At 47.1% G+C, this 19,928-nt stretch carries 15 protein-coding genes; 8 read left to right on the forward strand and 7 right to left on the reverse strand.

Annotated features, from left to right (window positions below):
• Window positions 1-4 precede the first annotated feature (4 nt).
• From mobC to PGN_RS00370, 3 genes are all read left to right on the forward strand, one after another.
• Window positions 5-2,014 carry a conjugal transfer protein MobC gene (mobC, locus tag PGN_RS00360; RefSeq protein WP_012457220.1) on the forward strand — a complete coding sequence of 670 codons (2,010 nt, stop codon included), beginning with the start codon at window positions 5-7 and terminating at the stop codon, window positions 2,012-2,014.
• Window positions 2,015-2,318: 304 nt separating this feature from the next.
• Complete coding sequence (locus tag PGN_RS11680) at window positions 2,319-2,522, forward strand: permease of the drug/metabolite transporter (protein WP_306303718.1); 204 nt, start codon at window positions 2,319-2,321, stop codon at window positions 2,520-2,522.
• 29 nt (window positions 2,523-2,551) lie between these two features.
• Entirely contained in the window at window positions 2,552-3,589 is a 1,038-nt protein-coding gene (locus PGN_RS00370; RefSeq protein ID WP_012457223.1) for a PDDEXK nuclease domain-containing protein, read from the forward strand.
• Window positions 3,590-3,631: 42 nt separating this feature from the next.
• Here PGN_RS00370 and PGN_RS00375 read toward each other — a convergent pair whose 3' ends face one another.
• The 3 genes from PGN_RS00375 to PGN_RS00390 all read right to left on the reverse strand — a co-directional run bounded on the left by PGN_RS00375 (window position 3,632) and on the right by PGN_RS00390 (window position 6,548).
• Window positions 3,632-3,958 (reverse strand): RteC domain-containing protein, encoded by a 327-nt coding sequence (locus tag PGN_RS00375; RefSeq protein WP_012457224.1) that lies wholly within the window; start codon window positions 3,956-3,958, stop codon window positions 3,632-3,634.
• Between the two features lie 286 nt (window positions 3,959-4,244).
• Window positions 4,245-5,603 carry an MATE family efflux transporter gene (locus tag PGN_RS00385; protein ID WP_012457225.1) on the reverse strand — a complete coding sequence of 453 codons (1,359 nt, stop codon included), beginning with the start codon at window positions 5,601-5,603 and terminating at the stop codon, window positions 4,245-4,247.
• 96 nt (window positions 5,604-5,699) lie between these two features.
• A complete protein-coding gene (locus tag PGN_RS00390) occupies window positions 5,700-6,548 on the reverse strand; it encodes an AraC family transcriptional regulator (protein ID WP_012457226.1) in 849 nt (282 codons plus the stop codon).
• Window positions 6,549-6,832: 284 nt separating this feature from the next.
• Between PGN_RS00390 and PGN_RS00395 the strand changes: the two genes are divergently transcribed.
• The 4 genes from PGN_RS00395 to PGN_RS00410 all read left to right on the forward strand — a co-directional run bounded on the left by PGN_RS00395 (window position 6,833) and on the right by PGN_RS00410 (window position 16,435).
• The gene (locus PGN_RS00395; RefSeq protein ID WP_012457227.1) at window positions 6,833-8,227 is read left to right on the forward strand and encodes a DUF3945 domain-containing protein; all 1,395 of its coding nucleotides are present in this window, start codon (window positions 6,833-6,835) and stop codon (window positions 8,225-8,227) included.
• 34 nt (window positions 8,228-8,261) lie between these two features.
• Window positions 8,262-10,391 (forward strand): type IA DNA topoisomerase, encoded by a 2,130-nt coding sequence (locus PGN_RS00400; RefSeq protein ID WP_012457228.1) that lies wholly within the window; start codon window positions 8,262-8,264, stop codon window positions 10,389-10,391.
• A 139-nt stretch (window positions 10,392-10,530) separates the two neighbouring features.
• The gene (locus PGN_RS00405; RefSeq protein ID WP_012457229.1) at window positions 10,531-10,962 is read left to right on the forward strand and encodes a DUF1896 family protein; all 432 of its coding nucleotides are present in this window, start codon (window positions 10,531-10,533) and stop codon (window positions 10,960-10,962) included.
• Window positions 10,949-16,435 (forward strand): helicase-related protein, encoded by a 5,487-nt coding sequence (locus PGN_RS00410; RefSeq protein ID WP_012457230.1) that lies wholly within the window; start codon window positions 10,949-10,951, stop codon window positions 16,433-16,435. Before PGN_RS00405 ends, PGN_RS00410 begins: the two co-directional genes overlap by 14 nt.
• A 56-nt stretch (window positions 16,436-16,491) precedes the next feature.
• On the opposite strand, the gene PGN_RS00415 is transcribed toward PGN_RS00410, so the two are convergent.
• The 4 genes from PGN_RS00415 to PGN_RS00430 form a co-directional block, all read right to left on the reverse strand.
• The gene (locus tag PGN_RS00415; RefSeq protein ID WP_230846997.1) at window positions 16,492-18,339 is read right to left on the reverse strand and encodes an ATP-binding protein; all 1,848 of its coding nucleotides are present in this window, start codon (window positions 18,337-18,339) and stop codon (window positions 16,492-16,494) included.
• Between the two features lie 62 nt (window positions 18,340-18,401).
• A complete protein-coding gene (locus tag PGN_RS00420) occupies window positions 18,402-18,611 on the reverse strand; it encodes a helix-turn-helix transcriptional regulator (protein ID WP_009347177.1) in 210 nt (69 codons plus the stop codon).
• Window positions 18,612-18,763: 152 nt separating this feature from the next.
• Window positions 18,764-19,084 (reverse strand): helix-turn-helix domain-containing protein, encoded by a 321-nt coding sequence (locus PGN_RS00425; protein WP_012457232.1) that lies wholly within the window; start codon window positions 19,082-19,084, stop codon window positions 18,764-18,766.
• Window positions 19,068-19,421 (reverse strand): helix-turn-helix domain-containing protein, encoded by a 354-nt coding sequence (locus PGN_RS00430; RefSeq protein WP_012457233.1) that lies wholly within the window; start codon window positions 19,419-19,421, stop codon window positions 19,068-19,070. Before PGN_RS00430 ends, PGN_RS00425 begins: the two co-directional genes overlap by 17 nt.
• Window positions 19,422-19,641: 220 nt before the next feature.
• On the opposite strand from PGN_RS00430, the gene PGN_RS00435 reads away from it, so the two are divergent.
• Complete coding sequence (locus tag PGN_RS00435; RefSeq protein WP_004585710.1) at window positions 19,642-19,920, forward strand: helix-turn-helix domain-containing protein; 279 nt, start codon at window positions 19,642-19,644, stop codon at window positions 19,918-19,920.
• Window positions 19,921-19,928 lie beyond the last annotated feature (8 nt).

Here is a 19,928-nt window from a genome sequence, read left to right on the forward strand (position 1 = left end):
AACTATGCAACAAGAAGACGATTTGAGAGCACTGGCGAAAATCATGGATTTTCTGCGTGCCGTAAGTATCATACTGGTGGTTGCCCACCTCTATTGGTATTGCTATGAGGCGATACGGCTATGGGGCGTGAATATCGGTGTGGTGGACAGGATACTGATGAATTTCCACCGCACGGCGGGGCTGTTCGGAAATATGCTTTATACCAAGCTTTTTGCGTTGGTACTGATGGGGCTTTCATGTCTGGGTACGAAAGGTGTGAAAGAGGAGCATATCACTTGGTCGAAGATATGGGCATTCATGAGCGCCGGCTTTGTCTTTTTCTTCCTCAATTGGTGGATACTTGCCTTGCCACTGCCCATAGAGGCGAATACGGCTCTCTATACTTTTACGATAACCGTAGGCTATGTTTGTCTGCTGATGGCGGGACTCTATATGAGCCGACTCTTGAAGAACAACCTGATGGAGGATGTCTTCAATCAAGAGAATGAATCCTTTATGCAGGAGACAAGACTTTTGGAAAACGAGTACTCGGTCAATCTGCCGACCCGATTCTATTACCGCAAGAAGTGGAACAGAGGGTGGATAAACGTCGTGAATCCTTTTCGTGCGGTCTCCGTCTTGGGGACACCGGGCAGCGGTAAGTCCTATGCCATCATCAACAATTTCATCAAGCAGCAAGTCGAGAAAGGATTTGCCATCTACTGCTACGACTTCAAATATCCCGACCTCTCTACGATTGTTTACAATCACTTGCTACATCACTCGGAAGGGTATAAGGTTAAGCCGAAGTTTTACGTGATCAACTTCGATGACCCTCGTCGGTCACACCGCTGTAACCCGATACACCCCGACTTTATGAGCGACATATCGGATGCCTACGAATCGGCTTATACGATTATGCTCAACCTCAACAAGACGTGGGTGCAGAAGCAGGGAGATTTCTTCGTGGAATCGCCCATCGTACTCTTTGCCGCCATTATTTGGTATCTTCGCATCTTTGAGGGGGGTAAGTATTGTACTTTTCCGCACGCCATTGAGTTTCTCTGCCGCAAATACGAGGATATATTTCCCATTCTTACCTCTTATCCCGAATTGGAGAATTACCTTTCTCCTTTCATGGACGCTTGGCTCGGAGGGGCGGCTGACCAATTGCAAGGACAGATAGCTTCCGCCAAGATTCCCTTGTCAAGGATGATTAGCCCGCAACTTTATTGGATTATGACGGGTGATGATTTTACACTCGACATCAATAATCCCAAAGAGCCTAAAATCCTTTGTGTGGGGAACAATCCCGATAGGCAGAACATCTACGGAGCGGCATTGGGGTTATACAATTCGCGTATCGTCAAGCTCATCAATAAGAAAGGAATGCTGAAAAGTTCCGTGCTCATCGACGAGCTGCCCACCATCTATTTCAAGGGATTGGACAACTTGATAGCCACCGCACGAAGCAACAAGGTGGCGGTATGCTTGGGCTTTCAGGACTTCTCACAGTTAAAGCGGGATTATGGAGACAAGGAAGCTGCCGTGGTGATGAACACTGTCGGAAACATTTTCTCCGGTCAGGTGGTCGGCGAAACGGCAAAGACGCTCTCGGAGAGGTTTGGCAAGGTGCTTCAGAAACGGCAGAGCATGAGCATCACCCGTAGCGATAAGACCACTTCCATCTCCACACAGATGGACAGCCTGATTCCGCAGAGCAAGATTTCCACGCTCACACAGGGAATGTTCGTGGGAGCGGTCGCAGATAACTTCTCCGAACGTATCGAGCAGAAGATATTCCACTGTGAGATTGTAGTGGACAATGCGAAAGTTGCAAAGGAAACGGCTGCTTACCGCCCGATACCCATTCTGACAGACTTCACGAATGAAAACGGAGAGGATATGATGGAGCAGGAAATCAAGGCGAACTATGACCGTGTCAAGACGGAGGTGCGGGAAATCGTGGAACGGGAGTTGCAGCGGATTGCCGATGATCCGGAACTTTCCAAACTACTCAATACCAAGAAATAACGGTTGTTTTTCTTGGCTCTAAGGCAGATTTTTTGTATTTTTGAACACGCTAATTGATTACACTATGAATTGTTTTAATCATACCCAAGAACCGGCAGTTGCCCAATGCTCAGATTGCGGGAAAGGACTATGCTCAGAATGTGCGGAAAGGTATCAGCCGATACTCTGTACACCTTGTTTTCAGAAAAGAAAACGTAGTGAGATTTGGCGGAGCATCTTCAGTCTGTTGTTTCTCATCGCCTTGTTTGTCATAGGTTTCAGATGGAATTTCTTAGCGACCAAAGGTTTTGAGGAGATGAGATGGATGTCCGGATATGTGCTGATGGCGATATGGTCAGGCTATCTCTTCGCTGAGAAGTTCATTCCCTATAAAATGATTGCAGGAACAAACTGGCAGTGGGTATTTTACTATATCTTTAAACTCCTCCTCTTTGGCATCATAGGAGTCTTCACCGCTCCTTTCACCTGCCTGTGGGCTGTCTATAGAGTTATCAGGGCTTTTCGATAGAACTTGTGGAAACCTTATAAGAAAAGAATATGAGTATGCATAATATATCGTTCACTTCGACAGAATACCAAAGTTTCAGAGACGAGATAACCAAGCGCATTCGCTCCGCACAATACGAGGCGTTGAAAGCCGTCAATAAGGAGATGATAGCCCTTTACTGGGAAATTGGCATGCGTATTACAGAACAGCAGACAGCACTCGGCTGGGGAAAATCTGTTGTGGAAAACCTTTCCCAAGATATTCAAAAGGAGTTTCCGGGCATACAAGGATTCAGTGCGAGAAATATGTGGGATATGGCACGATTCTACTCTGAATATCAATCAAATGAAATTCTGCAACCATTGGTCGCAGAAATCAGTTGGACAAAACATATCGTCATTCTGACCAAGTGTAAGGAGACACAACAGAGACAGTTCTACATCTTGGCAACCAAGAAATACGGATGGACGAAAGACGTGCTGATACACAAAATAGAATTGAAGACGTATGAGAACTTCTTGCTCGGACAAAGCAATTTTGATACCACGCTACCCGAAAACATTCGTAATCAAGCCGTCCTTGCCGTAAAAGACGAGTACACTTTGGATTTTATCGGATTGGGCGAGGGGCATTCGGAATATGAGCTGGAACAGGCTATCATCAAGAATATCCGCTCTTTTCTGATGGAGTTCGGAACGGACTTTTCGTTCATGGGAAATCAGTACCGACTTGAAGTGGATGGCAGGGAGTATTTTATTGACCTGTTGCTATATAACCGTCGCTTGCAGGCAATGATAGCCGTGGAGCTGAAAATCGGTGAGTTTAAGCCTGAGTACAAAGGGAAGATGGAGTTTTATCTCAATGTCCTGAATGAGACGGTTAAGTTGCCGCATGAAAACCCTGCCATCGGCATCATCATTTGCAAATCCAAAAGCAGGACGATTGTGGAATATGCCCTCAAGACTTCGGCAATGCCCATCGGTGTGGCGACATACAGCCTTTCACCCGAACTGCCCGAAGCCTATAAGGAACTGCTTCCGGCATCCGAGGATATAGCCAAGAAATTGGAACTGCTTATCAAAGAATAAGACAGAGGGAGATACTCCGAATCAGAGTATCTCCCTTTTGATTTACCGTTTCTTGAACTTTCCGCCTTTCAGGTCACTCTCCACCATACGCTTGTTCAGCTCCTCTCGGAGTTCATCAAGAAAATAGGTGCGGCTGTCATCCTTGCGGCGTTTCATGTTCATATAGACGTTGTAGCAGTTCTTGATTTCTATACCAAAGATTTCGGAAAAGGCATCTGCCAATTCTTCTATACCGATTTCACCATCGTTGATACAGTCACAGGTATCAAGTGCGTAGAGTAGTTCCACCAAGTCGGTTGCTTTACCTGTCCAACGAAGTTTCTCGGTTGGTTTGACGGGCAAAGTAGAAAGAAGCCCCTGCATCCGCATCTTTAATAACTTTAACTCCGTATCAATGACACATAGTAGCTCCGACACATTTTTTCCCCTTTCCGTCCATCAAATACACCGCTTGCAAAGTTTGTAAGCGAAAACGAGTATAGCGGAGAATACGAAACAAAGAGATGGTGTCGTCTTCTGCATCACATAGATCAATGATCCTCTTCATAAAGTTCTCCGATGCTTTTTGTTCTTGTTCATTTGTAGAGCAAGACGAAATTATCGTCTTAAATTCTTCCGTTTGAATAAGTCTTAGCATAATCATATCTTTTATGGTTCAACATTGCAGATTCTCTGTTGTGAGATGTGATTTATGACCTATCTCCTTATGAATTCGGACAGCAAAGAACAGTGTCATTAAAGTTGCAAAGACGTCGGCAATAGGCTGTGCATAAAGCACTCCATTTAGTTCCCAATACGATGGAAGCAGCAATATTATAGGGATAAAAAACAAACCTTGCCGTCCGATGTTTAGCAGAAGACTTTGCCTTGCTCTTCCGATTGCCATATATAGTGTGGAATACACAAATTGGAATCCGAAAGTGAAGAACATAATCGTATTGGCTCTAAGCGCAATTCTTGCTATTTCCTGCATTGTTTCGTCTTTACCGAAACAACTGATGATAGGAGAGGTAAAAATGACTATAAGAATACTCCAGAGCACACAAAACGAGGTTGTGAGTATCAGAGAACAGCACACCGCTTCCCTTAATCTTTGAAAATTGCCTGCCCCGTAGTTATAGCCTGCCATAGGTTGGAGTCCTTTTACAAATCCGAAGACCACGTTTGTTCCCAATGTGACGATTTTCAGGACGATACCCACAGCCGCAACAGCCTCTGCCCCATATTTCACAGCAGCTTTCTGCAACAAACTGATGGAAAGGGTCTGGAGTAGTTGCAAAAAGAGCATAGAGATACCAATCTTAATGATGTCTGCGTATATTCTTATCGTGGGAGCGAACAAGGCAAGAGATACTTTTACCTCTGCTTTCGTAAGGAAACGGATGTAAATAGCTGTCGTGATGATTCTTGAAAGAATAGTTGCCCATGCAGCACCTTCCACACCCCAATTGAAAGTGTATATAAACAAGGGGTCTAATGCAACATTAACGATAGACCCGATGATCATTGCCGACGCAGATGTCTTCGACGCACCTTGTGAAACAATGATATTGGACATGGACACATTCAATGTCCCTATGACACAACTGATGATAAAAAGCCTGCCGTAGGATTCTGCCAAACTTATCATCTCCTCGTTTGCTCCCATGAAAAGTAGGATGTCCGGCAGGAACGCATTGCACACAAGGGCAATGAGAGCTGCCAACATCACAGAGGTAATCACTGAGACGGAAGCGACCTGACTTGCCTTGACAACCTGTTTCGCTCCCAACAGACGGGATATATACACTCCACCTCCGACACCGAACATCAGTCCTATCCCAAGAAATAACAACGATATAGGGAAAACAACCGATACAGCGGCGACAGGAAGAGTTCCAAGACGTGCAACCCAAAAAGTATCTACCACATTGTATATTGCCATAATCAGCATTGCGATGACAATAGGTATCCCCAATTTTGTCAGGGCTTTCATCATACTTCCTTCTCGCAAAATATTCACAGCGTTGTTCATCCTTATAATCCGTATCTTTTTAAGTGAATAAAGTTCGCTGCAAAGGTACGGTGGGATACAAGCTGTCACAATAGACGGACAATGGTAATGATAGCACTATTCGTGGTAAGTCCTTCTGAAGAGCGTGGGAGAAACGCCTGCAACCTTGGTAAACAGCCGTGTGAAGTAGGAGTAATCGTTAAAGCCTAAACTATGTGCAATCTCTTTGATGGAATCTGTAGTATAGACCAATTGACGTTTAGCCAACAAAATAATCTCGTTTTGGATATAGTGGCTCACACTTGTCCCCAGAACAGAATTTACAGCTTCATTCAGGTAGGCAACGGTAATGTTCAGCCGCCCGGCATAGAATGATGGCGAACGTTTGCTTCGGATATTGCTTTCCAACAAATCCCGAAATTCCCATACTATTTCCTTGTGTCTGGTCACTGTCCCCTGCAATTTGGATTGAGCTATCGTTGCATTTACAATGTTCTCCACGACTAACCCTACAATGACGGTGGTCAGTCGCTGAACGACTGCTTTGGCAGATGGATTTTCCATGCCACTCAGTTTGCAGTCAAGAAGTGATAATAATAGTTTCTGTTCCGATATGTCGGATAGTTGTATTTGAGGGCGACCGTATCTCTCAAGCGTTCGTTTTTCCTCCTTATCCACCAATACCGAGTCGATAACCAGAAATTTTGCAGAAAGATTGGAAGCGTCGATGATACGATGCACCTGCCCGGGTAGAATGATAGCCAGACTTCCTTTCCCGAAAGTGTATTCCTCGAAATCAATATTCAGACAGCATTGCCCACCCTCTATGAAGCCAAAGAAATAATAATCGTCGGTATGAGAAAAGGCGTATCTGTCTGAAGATGCCGATGTCCGAGAGATGACGGTCTTCAGATAGACTCCGAAATCTGAGAGTTGTGAACTTCTATGGATGGGTAACCGAGACATATATCTTTCGGGTATTGTTTTTTGATTATCAGACCTACAAAGTTAATCATAATAATGCAGAATAATGAATTATAAAGTATCTTTTAACTCGAACTACACATCAATACGATTAAAAAGAGAACTGATAATATGGAGGTATGGCTCAAGAACCATACCTCTTTTTTGCCACTTCTATCCATATCGACGCCACAAGTACGCAGTTATTTATAACCTATAACGCACACGGTTTCTTTGGTTTACTTTTGTCCGTGCACCGCTGTTGGTGCCATTAAATACATTATAATATGGACGAAAAAATCAAAGACCAAGAAGTCCTTTTGGTCAAGGATCAGAAAGACGAGAATCTCAAAGTCGTCACAGGTACGGACGAGAAAGGCGGACTGAAAACCGTTCCGCCCACCGCCGAGCATGAACAGAGCTTCCTGAAGTTCGACAAGCACAGCAATGCTTTGGAAAACTTCCTCTCCAACTTCATGCGTCAGTTCAAGCATCCCACACCGCTGAACTTCTTCAAAGTCCCCTTTGAGAGTGCCGTTGCCAGCGCACGGGTTCTCTCCGAGATGCTCAAAGCTCCGGAAGTCCCCTCCAATAAAGAGATGCTGGATTCCGCCCGTGTCAATCCTTCGGACTATGCAGGGGAGCAGAAACAGCCGTTTCAAGGTATTGATCCCGACAAGGTGAAGTGGGAGCAGTTCGAGCAGATGGGCGTAAGCCGTGAGAGTCTCGAAAAGGGCAAGCATCTTGATGACCTGCTTCAATACAGAAAGACTCCACTTGTTCCCATCAGTATCAAAATCGGGGAAGTTTCCCTCTACACCGATGCCCGTCTTTCCCTGAAAGCCTCCGGAGACGGTATGTTTATCCCCGTCGTCCACGCCATCCGCAAGGAGCCGCAATTGGAGCGCGAGTTCTTCGGGCATACCTTCACCGACGAGGACAAGAAAGCCCTCAGAGAAACGGGCAATCTCGGTCGCACCGTGGAGCTGACCTTCCCCGGCAAAGATGAGCCGACCCGCAGTTTCGTAAGCATCGACCGCCTGACCAACGACATCATCGCCCTGAGTGCCGACCGGGTACGCATCCCCGATGAAATCAAGGGCGTGAAGCTGAGCGATGAGCAGAAAAAGGAGTTGTCGGAAGGCAAGAGTATCTACGTGGAGGGAATGACATCCAAAACGGGAAAGCACTTCAATGCCAACCTTCAATTCAATGCCGACAAGCGGTCGATTGAATTTCGTTTCGGCTCTTCCAAGCAGGAACAACGCCAAAGACAAGCTCCCGAAGGACAGGAACAAACGGAGCAGAAAGAACTGCGTGTCCCTAAGAAGATGTTGGGACGTTACATCTCTCCCGAAGAGCAAGCGAAACTCAAAGCAGGTCAGACGGTCTATATGACCGGGCTTATCGACAAGAAGGGAGAGCCTTTCAATGCCTATGTACGTCCGAACTTCGAGAAAAACAAGTTCGACTTCCTCAAATGGAATCCCGACAAATCCCAAGCCAAAGAAGTTACTCCAGACAATGCTTCCCGCACGCAAGTCGCCGTCAATTCCGAAGGCAAGACCAACGAAGCTACCAAGCATGTGAAGGAGCCGCTCAAGCAGGGACAGACAGAGCCTACCACGGGGCAGGAACAAAAGCAAGAAGAGAAAAAGCGTTCCAAGGGAATGAAAATGTAATCCGCCACCACTAATATCCAAAAAGTAAGAACAAATGAAAGTCATCATAGCAGAAAAGCCGAGCGTAGCTCGTGAAATCGCCCGTGTCGTTCGGGCAACCAACAAGAAGAATGGTTATATCGAAGGAGGCGGCTATGCCGTCACGTGGGCATTGGGGCACCTGATAACGGCAGCCATGCCCGAAGTTTACGGCATCAAAGGTTTCCACAAAGAGAACCTGCCGATTCTTCCTCCCGTCTTTACCCTTATTCCCCGCCAAGTCAGGAGCGGTAAAGGCTACAAGGCAGACCCGAGTGCCGTTGCCCAGCTCAAAGTCATTGAAAAACTCTTCAAAGCGGCAGAGGGCATTATCGTAGCCACCGATGCAGGAAGGGAAGGTGAGTTGGTCTTCAGGTTCATATACGAGTATCTCGGCATTGCCAAACCTTTTGAGCGACTATGGATCAGTTCCTTGACGGACAAAGCCATCAAAGAGGGGCTTGCCCGTCTGCAGAACGGAGCGGCGTATGACAATCTCTATTATGCCGCCCGTGCCCGCAGCGAAGCCGACTGGTTAGTGGGCATCAATGCCACCCAAGCCATATCCATTGCGGCAGGAAGAGGCACTTACTCCTTGGGCAGGGTACAGACTCCGACCCTCTGTATGGTCTGCTCCCGTTTCTTGGAGCATAAGAAGTTCGAGCCGCAGCCATTCTGGCAACTCAGCCTTGCCGTAAAGGAGGGGGATGAGAGTTTCCGTTTCTCCTCCGCCGACCGCTGGTTTGATAAGACAGAAGCCACCGCCTTGTATGATAAACTCAAACAGGCTCCTTATGCCACCGTGGAAACGATTGTACGCAAGGAGGCCAGACAAGAGCCACCGCTTCTGTATGATTTGACCACCTTGCAGAAAGAAGCGAACAGCCGGTTCGGCTATTCGGCGGAACAGACCCTTTCCTTGGCACAGAGACTCTACGAAAAGGCATACATCACCTATCCACGAACAGGCAGCCGATATGTTCCCGAAGATGTCTTTGCCGAAATTCCTGCTATGATAGCCTTTTTGCACGACCATCCCGTCTGGGGTGTCCATGCCCGCCGACTGACCGAACTTAATGCGCATTCGGTGGACGGCAAGAAAGTGACCGACCACCATGCCCTTCTCATCACGGGCAAGAAGCCGATAGACGTGTTTGGAGACGAGGCGGTCATCTACGATATGATAGCCGGACGTATGCTCGAAGCCTTCTCCGCCCGTTGCGTGAAGGATATCAGTACGGTTACTGCCGTCTGCGAGGAGGTGAAGTTTATTCTCAAAGGTGAAATCATCAAGGAAGAGGGATGGCGTTCCATCCTCAAAAACAGCAGGAAAAAAGACAAGGAGCAGGCGGAAGCCGAAGAACGGGAAAGTCGGGAGAATGGAGAAGGCATCATCATTCCCCAATGGGAGGAAGGCGGACAGCTTCCGCTCTGTGCCTGTTCGCTGGCACAAGGAACGACCAAGCCCAAGCCCCTGCACACGGAAAGTTCGCTGTTGGCAGCGATGGAGACGGCGGGCAAAGAGTTGGAGGACGAAGAATTGCGTGCGCAGTTCAAGGATTGCGGTATCGGCACGCCCGCTACCCGTGCCGCCATCATCGAAACTCTCTTTGCACGCGAGTACATGGTGCGCCAAAAGAAGTCGCTCGTCCCTACTGAGAAAGGACTTGCCGTCTATTCCATCGTTAGGGAAATGAAAATCGGTAATGCCGAGATGACCGGACAGTGGGAAGCGGACTTGGCGAAAATCGAACGGGGAGAATTGAAAGAGCGGGACTTCCGCAAGGGCATCGAAAGCTATGCCACACAGATTACCGACGAACTGCTCTCTTCCAAAATCCTCTTCCCCAAGAAACAGAGCGACATCCATTGCCCCAAATGCGGTAAAGGAACACTGGTCTTCTATCCCCGATGTGCCAAATGTTCCGATCCCAATTGCGGGCTGACGCTTTTCCGTAGCGTGGCAGGCAAAAACCTCACGGACGAGCAACTGACGCAATTGGCGGTGAACGGGGAGACAGGTATCATCAAGGGCTTCACCTCCAAAGCGGGCAAGAGCTTCGAGGCTTCTCTCTCCTTGGACGGAGAGTTCAAGACGGTCTTTGTCTTCCCCGAACGCAAGAAACCGGGCAAATCCCGAAGGTAAATCCCCGTAAATTGCTAATTTTGCCACTGAATGATGCGGTCATAAACAATCATCTTGTTTTTACTGCGGATTTTAGTGGTGGCACTCGGCGGGGACGTCGAGTGCCTTTGCATTATATACCTCACTAAAATCATTCAAAATGACAGCCATTCATTTTTCATACTACGAGCTTTCCCTGCTCGCTTTTCTTCGGGAAAGCCATCCCGAAAAAGCCGATGACATCCCTTTTGTCAAAGAACGTGCGGCAGGTGCTTCCGAAGCCTATGCCGAAGCCTTCAATGCCGGACTTCCCATAGCCGAATGTATTGGCATCGCTAACAATACGCTCTATGCGGGTCTGCACTTTTCCCGCCACGATACCATCTCTTCCGTTCTTTGGAACGAGTTCTCTGCTGAAGTGCCGCTTGAAGCTGTCAGGGAGACCGCCATCCGCCTGCGCCCGCTCTTAGAAAGCATCTTCGCCAAGTATCCTATTTCGGACGAGTTCGCCTATATGCCCGAATACAACTCCCTCTATACGGAGATTACGGGTTTTGTCCAACTAAAACTGGAAGAAGATGGCATACTATAACAAGAAGGAGCATCTAAGGGCGAACATAGAAGCCATAAAGACCATCTTTGCCCTGCATCGGGAACAACGCACGGCAACGGAGGAGGAAATGGAGGTGTTGCGGGCTTATACGGGCTTCGGCGCATTGAAGTGTATTCTTTCTCCTGCAAACACGATGGAGGACATCGCCCGATGGAACAAGTCGGAGTTGGAGCTATTCCCCTTGGTGATGGAACTGCATCGCACCATTCGGGATAACACCACCTCCGAATCGCAATACAAGAACTATATGCAGAGCCTGAAGAACTCCGTGATGACCGCTTTCTATACTCCTGCACCCGTAGTACGGGAGATTGCCGCTTCCTTACGGGAGGCAGGCATCGTCCCCCAACGCATCCTTGACCCTTCGGCAGGAATGGGCGAGTTCATCCGCTCTTTTGACGGCATTGCAGCCGAAGGACATACAACTTTCGGTTTCGAGAAAGACATCCTTACGGGACAGATGCTCTCCGCTCTGCATCCCGAAGACAAGATACGCATCCGAGGTTTCGAGGAAATCGAATCCAAGCTCGGAGGTTATTTCGATGTGGTCAGCAGCAACATTCCTTTCGGAGATGTGGCCGTCTTCGACCCTGTTTTCAGCAAGACGGACGAACCTGCCCGAAAGGTCGCCCGCATGTCCCTGCATAATTACTTTTTCATCAAGGGTGTGGATATGCTCCGCGAGGGTGGTGTGTTGGCATTTATTACCTCGCAAGGAGTTATGAACGCACCAACGAACGAGCCTGTAAGGGAGTGGCTGATGAACCATACCCGCCTTATTTCGGCGGTTCGCCTTCCTAATAATCTCTTCTCGGAAAATGCAGGGACGGAAGTGGGTAGTGACCTTATCGTCCTGCAAAAGCAGAGCAATAAGACAAGTCTTACCGAAGAGGAAAAGCGTTTCATCAAGAGCGAGAAACGCCCCAGCGGAGTATTATTCAACACCTATCTGCGAAGTATGTCACAAATCGTACATACCGAATGGAAGCAGGACACCGACCCTTACGGCAAGCCCGCCATCCTGTTCCATCACGAGGGCGGAGCGGACGGCATCGCCACCGATATGGGAAAAATCCTGCGGGCGGATTTAGCCAAACGCTTGGATATGGCATTGTACCAAAAGCATATCTCCATTCAGGAGCAGCCCAAAGTTGCCGTTTCTCCCGAAGTCAAGCAGGAAGAAGCAACGCTTACGCCTGCCGCCTCGACAGAGGAGCAACCGCACCAAAAGGCGGTGCAGCCGAGAGAGGAACAGCCTGTGGAGCAAGCCCGAAGCAGTGTCACACCACAGGTACAACTGCTCGACCTTTTCGGCAATGTTATCCCGGAAGAAAAGCCCAAACGTAAAGCTGCCACAAAACAGAAGCCTGTCGCTTCACCTCCCCCATTTTCCGAGGCTTCCCAAAGCGGCGAGACGGCACACGGACTGGAAGACACGAACGATCTGTGGTGGCAACAGGACAAGGAGAAAGGGATGCAGCAGCGTCCCTATGAGGGCTTATGGCACGAACACCTCAAAGAGGGGTCTTTGCTGGCTTCGGACTTTCAGGTCGGAATGCTTGTCCGTGATATGGAGGACAACCGCATGTTCCAGCCCATAGACCTCCCGTTCCAAGAACGACAGAAAATGTTGCTCTACATAGACCTGCGGGATGCCTACCACGCCCTCTATGATTATGAAGCGGAACGCAAGGTGGCGAATGAATCCCTGCGACAGAACCTCAATGAACTGTACGACCGTTTCGTGCGGCAGTACGGACATTTGAACGACCGCAAGAACCACGAGCAGATCCTGATGGATGCCGGTGGCAGGGAAATCCTCTTCTTGGAACGGAAGGTGGATAAAGAAACGCTCAAAGCCGATATTTTCCATCAGCCCGTTTCTTTCAGCCTGCACGAAGTGACAGAGGTGGGCAATGCCCAAGAGGCGCTCTCGGCTTCACTCAATAAATTCGGAGCGGTGGACATCGAGTATATGCTCTCTTTGCTTCCTGACATCTCCGAAGAAGAGATGCTCTTCGAGCTGCACGACAGGATTTACTACAATCCTTTGGAGGGAGAGTATGAAATCGCCGAGAAGTTCATATCGGGCAATGTGGTTGCCGCTTCGGAGCGTATCGGACAATATCTATTGGAGCATCCGGAGGACACAAGGGCGCAAGCCTCCTTGCAGGCACTGAAGGATGCCATTCCCGAACCGATACCCTTCGTGGACTTGGATTTCAACTTCGGGGAGCGATGGATTCCCGTAAATCTCTACTCAGACTATGCCTCGTACCTCTTCGACACGGAGGTGATGATACGCTACAATTCAAGTGCGGACGAATACTCTGTGGAGGCACGGATGCACAATGCCAATATCTGGGACAGGTTCTGTGTACGGGGGCAACATCGTCGCTACGACGGCATTGCCCTGATGAAGCACGCCCTGCTGAATACAACGCCCGACATCACCAAGAAAATCATGGTCGGCGACAAGGAGGTCAAGGTACGGGACACGGAAGCCATACAGATGGCAAACGCTAAAATCGATGAGATACGAAACGGCTTCACCGATTGGCTGAACGAGCAAAGCGATGAGTTCAAGCAGCGGTTGGAGAAACTCTACAATGACACTTTCAATTGTTTTGTGCGTCCCCAGTATGATGGTTCCCATCAGACATTCCCCGACCTCAACCTGAAAGGCTTGGGCATCGAAAGCCTGTACGATAGTCAGAAAGATGCCGTGTGGATGCTCAAACTCAATGGAGGAGGGATCTGCGACCATCAGGTGGGGGCAGGAAAGACGCTTATCATGTGTACCGCAGCTTATGAGATGAAGCGGCTCGGCTTGGCGAACAAGCCGATGATACTCGCTCTCAAAGCCAACGTGCAGGAGATAGCACAGACCTTCCAAACGGCTTACCCGAATGCCAAGCTGCTCTATCCGGGCAAGAACGATTTCACGCCCGATAAGCGGCAGCGGATTTTCCACGACATCAAGAACAACAACTGGGACTGCATTGTCCTTACGCACGACCAATTCGGTATGATACCGCAGTCGGACGAGATACAGCAGAAAATCCTTCAGGACGAGTTAGACAGCGTGGAAGAGAACTTGGAGGTTCTGCGTCAGCAGGGACACAGTATTTCCCGTGCAATGGAGAAAGGACTTGTCAAGCGGCAGATGAACTTGCAGGCGAAGCTGGATGAAATCAAGTTCAAGATAGAGAACCGCAAGGACGATGTAGTGGATTTCAAGACGATGGGCATCGACCACCTTTTCGTGGACGAGTCGCATACGTTCAAGAACCTGATGTTCAACACCCGCCACGACAGAGTGGCAGGATTGGGCAACAGCGAGGGCAGCCAAAGAGCCTTGAATATGCTCTTTGCCATCCGAACCATTCAGGAGCGGACGGGGAAAGACTTGGGAGCCACCTTCCTTTCGGGGACGACCATATCGAACTCACTCACGGAGTTGTACTTGCTGTTTAAGTATCTGCGTCCCCAAGCCCTTGAAGCACAGAACATCAAGACCTTTGACGCGTGGGCTGCCATCTTCGCCAAGAAGTCGGTGGACTATGAGTTTTCTGTTACCAATGAGATTGTACAGAAGGAGCGTTTCCGTTATTTCATCAAGGTGCCGGAGTTGGCGGCGTTCTACGCTCAAATCACCGATTATCGGACGGCAAAGGACATCGGCATAGACCGCCCCGAAAAGAATGAGATTATGCACAACATACCGCCTACACCCGAACAGGAGGAGTTCATCGCCAAATTGGTGGAGTTTGCCAAGACGGGCAATGCGGAGTTGCTCGGACGCGCACCGCTCTCCGAAAGGGAAGAGAAAGCCAAGATGCTCATAGCCACTGATATGGCAAGGAAGATGAGCTTGGATCTGAGGCTCATTGACCCCGACAAGTACGGAGATCATGTGGATAACAAGGCTTCCCACTGTGCCGCCAAGATTGCGGAGTACTACCGGAAGTTCAATGAGCAGAAAGGAACGCAGTTCGTGTTCAGTGACCTCGGTACCTACAAGCCCGGAGAATGGAATCCCTACTCGGAAATCAAGAGAAAGTTGGTGGAAGACCACGGTATCCCCGCTCAGGAGATACGCTTCATTCAGGAAGCCAAGACCGACAAGGCACGAAAGACGCTCATCGCGGGAATGAATGAAGGTTCAATTCGAGTGCTTTTCGGTTCTACGAGTATGCTCGGTACGGGTGTGAACGCCCAGAAGCGTGCTGTCGCTATCCATCATTTGGACACACCGTGGCGTCCTTCTGACTTAGAGCAAAGGGATGGACGAGCCGTGCGTAAGGGAAATGAGATAGCCAAACTCTATGCAGACAATAAGGTGGATGTTATCATCTATGCGGTGGAAAAATCGCTTGACAGTTATAAATTCAATTTGCTGCACAACAAGCAACTTTTCATTGAACAACTTAAAAACAACCGTATGGGCAGCCGTACCATTGATGAGGGGAGTATGGACGAGAAGTCGGGAATGAATTTTTCCGAGTATGTCGCCATCCTCTCAGGAAATACCGACCTGCTGGAAAAGGCAAAATTGGAAAAGAAGATTGCCGGCTTGGACAGTGAACGGCAGGCGTTCATTCGCAGTAAGTCATCCTCCCGAAGCCGATTGGACGAAGTTGTACGGACGGTGGACGGAAACAAGGAACTGATTGCCCGTTTCCAAAGTGACTGGGATTTGTACCAAAGCCGTGTGCAGAAAGACAAGGAGGGTAACATCCTCAACCCGATAACGCTCAAAGGGGAAGAAGGAAGCGCCCCGAAACGCATTGCCGCCAAGCTCGCGGAAATCAACGAGAAAGCCTGCACACGGGGAGAGTATTTCAATATCGGAACGCTCTACGGGTTTAATCTTGTGGTCAAGACGGAATCCTCCTCCAAAGACCTTTTCGACCTTTCACAGAACAAGTTCTTCGTGATGGGAGAAAGTGGAATGAAGTACAGCTACAACAACGGCAGGATTGCGGCAGACCCGCAACTCGCCAGTATGAATTTCCTGAACGCCTTGGAGAAGATACCCGGCTTGATTGAGAAGTTTAAGGCGGACACGGAAAAGATAGCCAAGGATATTCCTGTTTTGCAAGAGGTCGTGAACGGATCTTGGAAGAAGGAAGAGCAGCTCAAAGACCTCAAAACGGAACTTGCTGCCCTTGACCGAAAAATACAGCTCTCTCTAAAGCCCATTGAGCAGTCGGAGAGTACGCAAGAGGAAGTGGAAATGATGCAGGATGGCGAAAGAAAGGCGGAAGAATTGGAACGGTCACGTCCGATTGAGCCGACTGTCGCCGCCCCCTCCGTCAGCACCTCTGCGGCTCAAACCGACAGACCGTTGGAAAGCAGCGGGCAGAGTATCTCCGCTACACAGCCCTCTATGGACGGACTGCCGCCGTCTCTGGCAGAAAAGGTGTTCGTTGTCAGACCGAAGATATAAAACAAAAGGACGAACTACATATTGTTGTAATTCGTCCTTTTAGAATTTATACCATTTCAAAACAACTTCAATTTGGATTGTTGATATAAAGTCATTCCGGGAATATCATCATACATTGCAGCTAATTTATTCCTAAGTCCAAACATTCGTTTCTCAGCAGTGTCAACAAGTTGATCAAAGTCTGTCAAGAAGATGCTTCCTTCATCTTTAGAACCTGCACGATACTGACGTTGTAACCCTTTTGCCACTTTATCTCCTACGACAAAAGCTGTTATTTTTGCAGTATTAATTCCCAATGCAATCAAACTGTCTACATAGTCAGTAGCTTGATTTCTTTCTTTACTTGTTATTTCAAAGCCTCCTCGTTTTAATTCAACTATCAGAACTTTGGTTATTGTAGCTAGCTCATTATCACCAAACTCTTCTACACCTGTCATGGAAAGAGAAGTACTATCAGCTAAAACGACAAGGTCTGGTCTTCTATTTGTTTTTATCCCGACTTCATTCTGAACATCCATTTTGAACAGGCTTCTCATTACAGTCTGAAGTTGCCTGTTAGAGGTATATTCTGGGGTGTCATATTCGGGACCGAAGAGCCATCGGGATTCGGTTACAAGAGGATGCAAAACATGTAATTCATCCGTGTCCTTTTCTTTAGAAAGTTTTCTTATTGCTTCAATAATGGATAGGCGTCTATCAATTTCACTCAATACGGTGAGGGCATCCTTTACAGACCACTTATTGAGTATCGTATTAAGACCGGTAATATCTTCTTCCGTAAGTTGAGAGAGCTTCATTAAAAGCTCCTGTCCATTTTTCGATGATTCTAAATTTAATACAGCTTCAACGGCAATAGATATTGTTTCTTTAGTTGCTGTCGGAGAATTTATCGAGATATTCTCTATAATCTCATCTACCTCATACTGGGCTAATGGAGAGGCATCTTTCAATTTGGCTGCCAATTCCTGTTTTACAATAGCCTTTGTTTCTTCTAAATTAGCTTTTGCCGTTTGTTCAAACATTATATTCACATACTCCGAAACAGTTTGATATAAATTCTCTGTTTCTTTTTTATTTTTGAAGCCACTCCAATCCTCTTTAACTAATTCTGCTAATTCATTACTCTGTATAACGATAGTATACCTTTTTGCAAGGGCTGTTCGACCGTCTAAATAGAAAATCGTTCCTAATCCCCATGACGGAATACCTATTAAACGACCACTTTCCCAAAAAGCAATTCCTTGATAGATGCTTTTGCGAGAAGATTTCTTTGAATCTATAAAATTCGCGGTAATGCTGTATCCATCAGATGTTTTCAATTCTGTTGTATCCAATAAACCATCTAATTGGTCTAAAGAGAGTTGCTTTTTATTTACCTCTATTATGAATTCGGGATCATGCAGGAAACGAGAAGAGATTATTTCTCTGATTTTATCAACATTGGGAAGATTTCTATCAACTTGAACTTCTAGCCTTGTGCCATGCTTTGAAGATGGAGAAATATTTTGGTTAGTGACAGAGATAGCTTGTCCTTGTACTTTAGTCGATACAGTAAGAGAAAGTTCTTTCCCATTTTTTGAAGTAATAACATGATATTCGTCATTAAAGCATAAGAGGCTATGTCTTCCGATACCATTGCGACCATAAGCTATACGAGGGCTTCTTTTCTTATTATCCGGAAATAAAACCTGTTTTCCTTGACGTAATAATTTGTTATATCCCAATGTCATCCAACGTTCTTGAAATTCTTCTGCTGTTAGACCATTGCCATTATCTTCTATTACGAGGAGATCTCCATATTCGTCAGGAATAAAGACACTTACTTTTGTCGCTCCTGCATCCCAAGCATTTGCAACAAGTTCTGTCAATGCAATGTCAGCTTGACTGGTAATACTACTGTTCAACGTTCTGACAAGGTAATCATCCTCGAAAAGAGAACGGTATATGTGTTCCGAATTCTTCTGCATTATATCTGTTTATAGTCATTATCAACTAAAAGGTCTCTTGCCTTTACTTGCAACACTGCGGAAATCCGATATAGCATCTCAAGAGAAGGCTGCTGTCGATTGCAGACATATGCATTCACTGTGCTGAAACTTTTATTGAGCTTCTCTGCCAGCCATTTTTGAGATATTCCCTTTTCTCCAAGAACGTCTTTTATTCTATTCAATTTCATCTTCGTAAAAAGCACGAGTATCGTATATTCTGCTACAAAAATAGCGAATTATTTCTGATGTGCCTAATTTTTGGAAGTAAAATCTTCTTTAATACAAAAACGACTTGTCATTACGACAAAACGGGGGCTTTGCTGTTGAGTATAATCCGAAATTACGTGTCTTTGGGAGGTCTTTTCCTTTTTCGTTTGAGATTCTCCGTAAAATGGGCTTTCATAAAGGTAAGGATTTCCGATTCCAAATACCACGTCTTGTGGTAAACGATGTGGAAAGGAAGCGTACCCGATGCCCGATAACGTTGCAGGGTACGCTTGCTGATTTGGAGCATCAGGCAGACCTCTTGGTTATCCAGCAGAGGTTCTCCATCTATCATCGGACGTTGGGGTATGTCGGCAGTCGTTTGTTTCAAGTCATCGAAACGCGTCATAATGCGTTCCATCCATTCAAGAAAGGTCTCTCTATCCAATAGTTCCATCCTTAATCCTCCTGCTTTTGAGTTTGAAATTGTGTCGTAGCTCTTCCATATTTTTCGGGTTACAATAGAGGCTTCTGTTACGTATCGCCTCCTCAATGTCGTGCAGGTAGTAGTAGCAACGCCCATAAATCATCTTGTAGTTGATTCTGTCCGCACTGCGCATACGCTGGAGGGTACGTTTGCTGATACCGAGGATCTCGGCTAACTCATCATTGGTAACAAGGCGGTTCTCATACTCTATCTTTGCCTTTTCCTCTTTCTCCACATACCGGAGGATTTTCTCTATTTTGCCCATCAGTTCGTGGTAGGCTTTGCTTTCGATTGTTATGACATCCATGACGCTTTGAATTTGATTATGCTGCAAAGTTCGGGAGTTAAAACCGTCCGGATTGTATGCTAAATATGTACTGAATAGAGATTTTTCTGTCTGATTCCAAAAGCATACGACAAAAGCATCCATATTGAAGCCACAAGTACGCAGTAAAGGAAATGCTGGTTTAGAATGCTTCCTCCGTAAGTACATTTGCACAAAGTGTAACATTAAAACGGACAAGAATATGGAAGTAATAACAATCGAGAAGAAAACGTATGAAGCCATGATGGAGTGTTTCCGCATTTTGACCGCCAAAGTCGATGCCCTGTGTCGGGAGTGTGACGAAAAGCGTATGGGCAGGTGGCTGGACAATCAGGATGTCTGCCAAATCCTGAACATCAGTTTGCGTACCCTGCAAACTTACCGCAGCAACCGGATGCTGCCCTATACGCAAATAGGGTATAAGATGTTCTACAAGCCGGAGGATGTCGGGAAACTGCTCGAACAATCCTCCGCTTTATGACCAATGAA

Source organism: Porphyromonas gingivalis ATCC 33277 (genome assembly GCF_000010505.1).
In the GTDB taxonomy this organism is placed as follows: Bacteria; Bacteroidota; Bacteroidia; order Bacteroidales; family Porphyromonadaceae; genus Porphyromonas; species Porphyromonas gingivalis.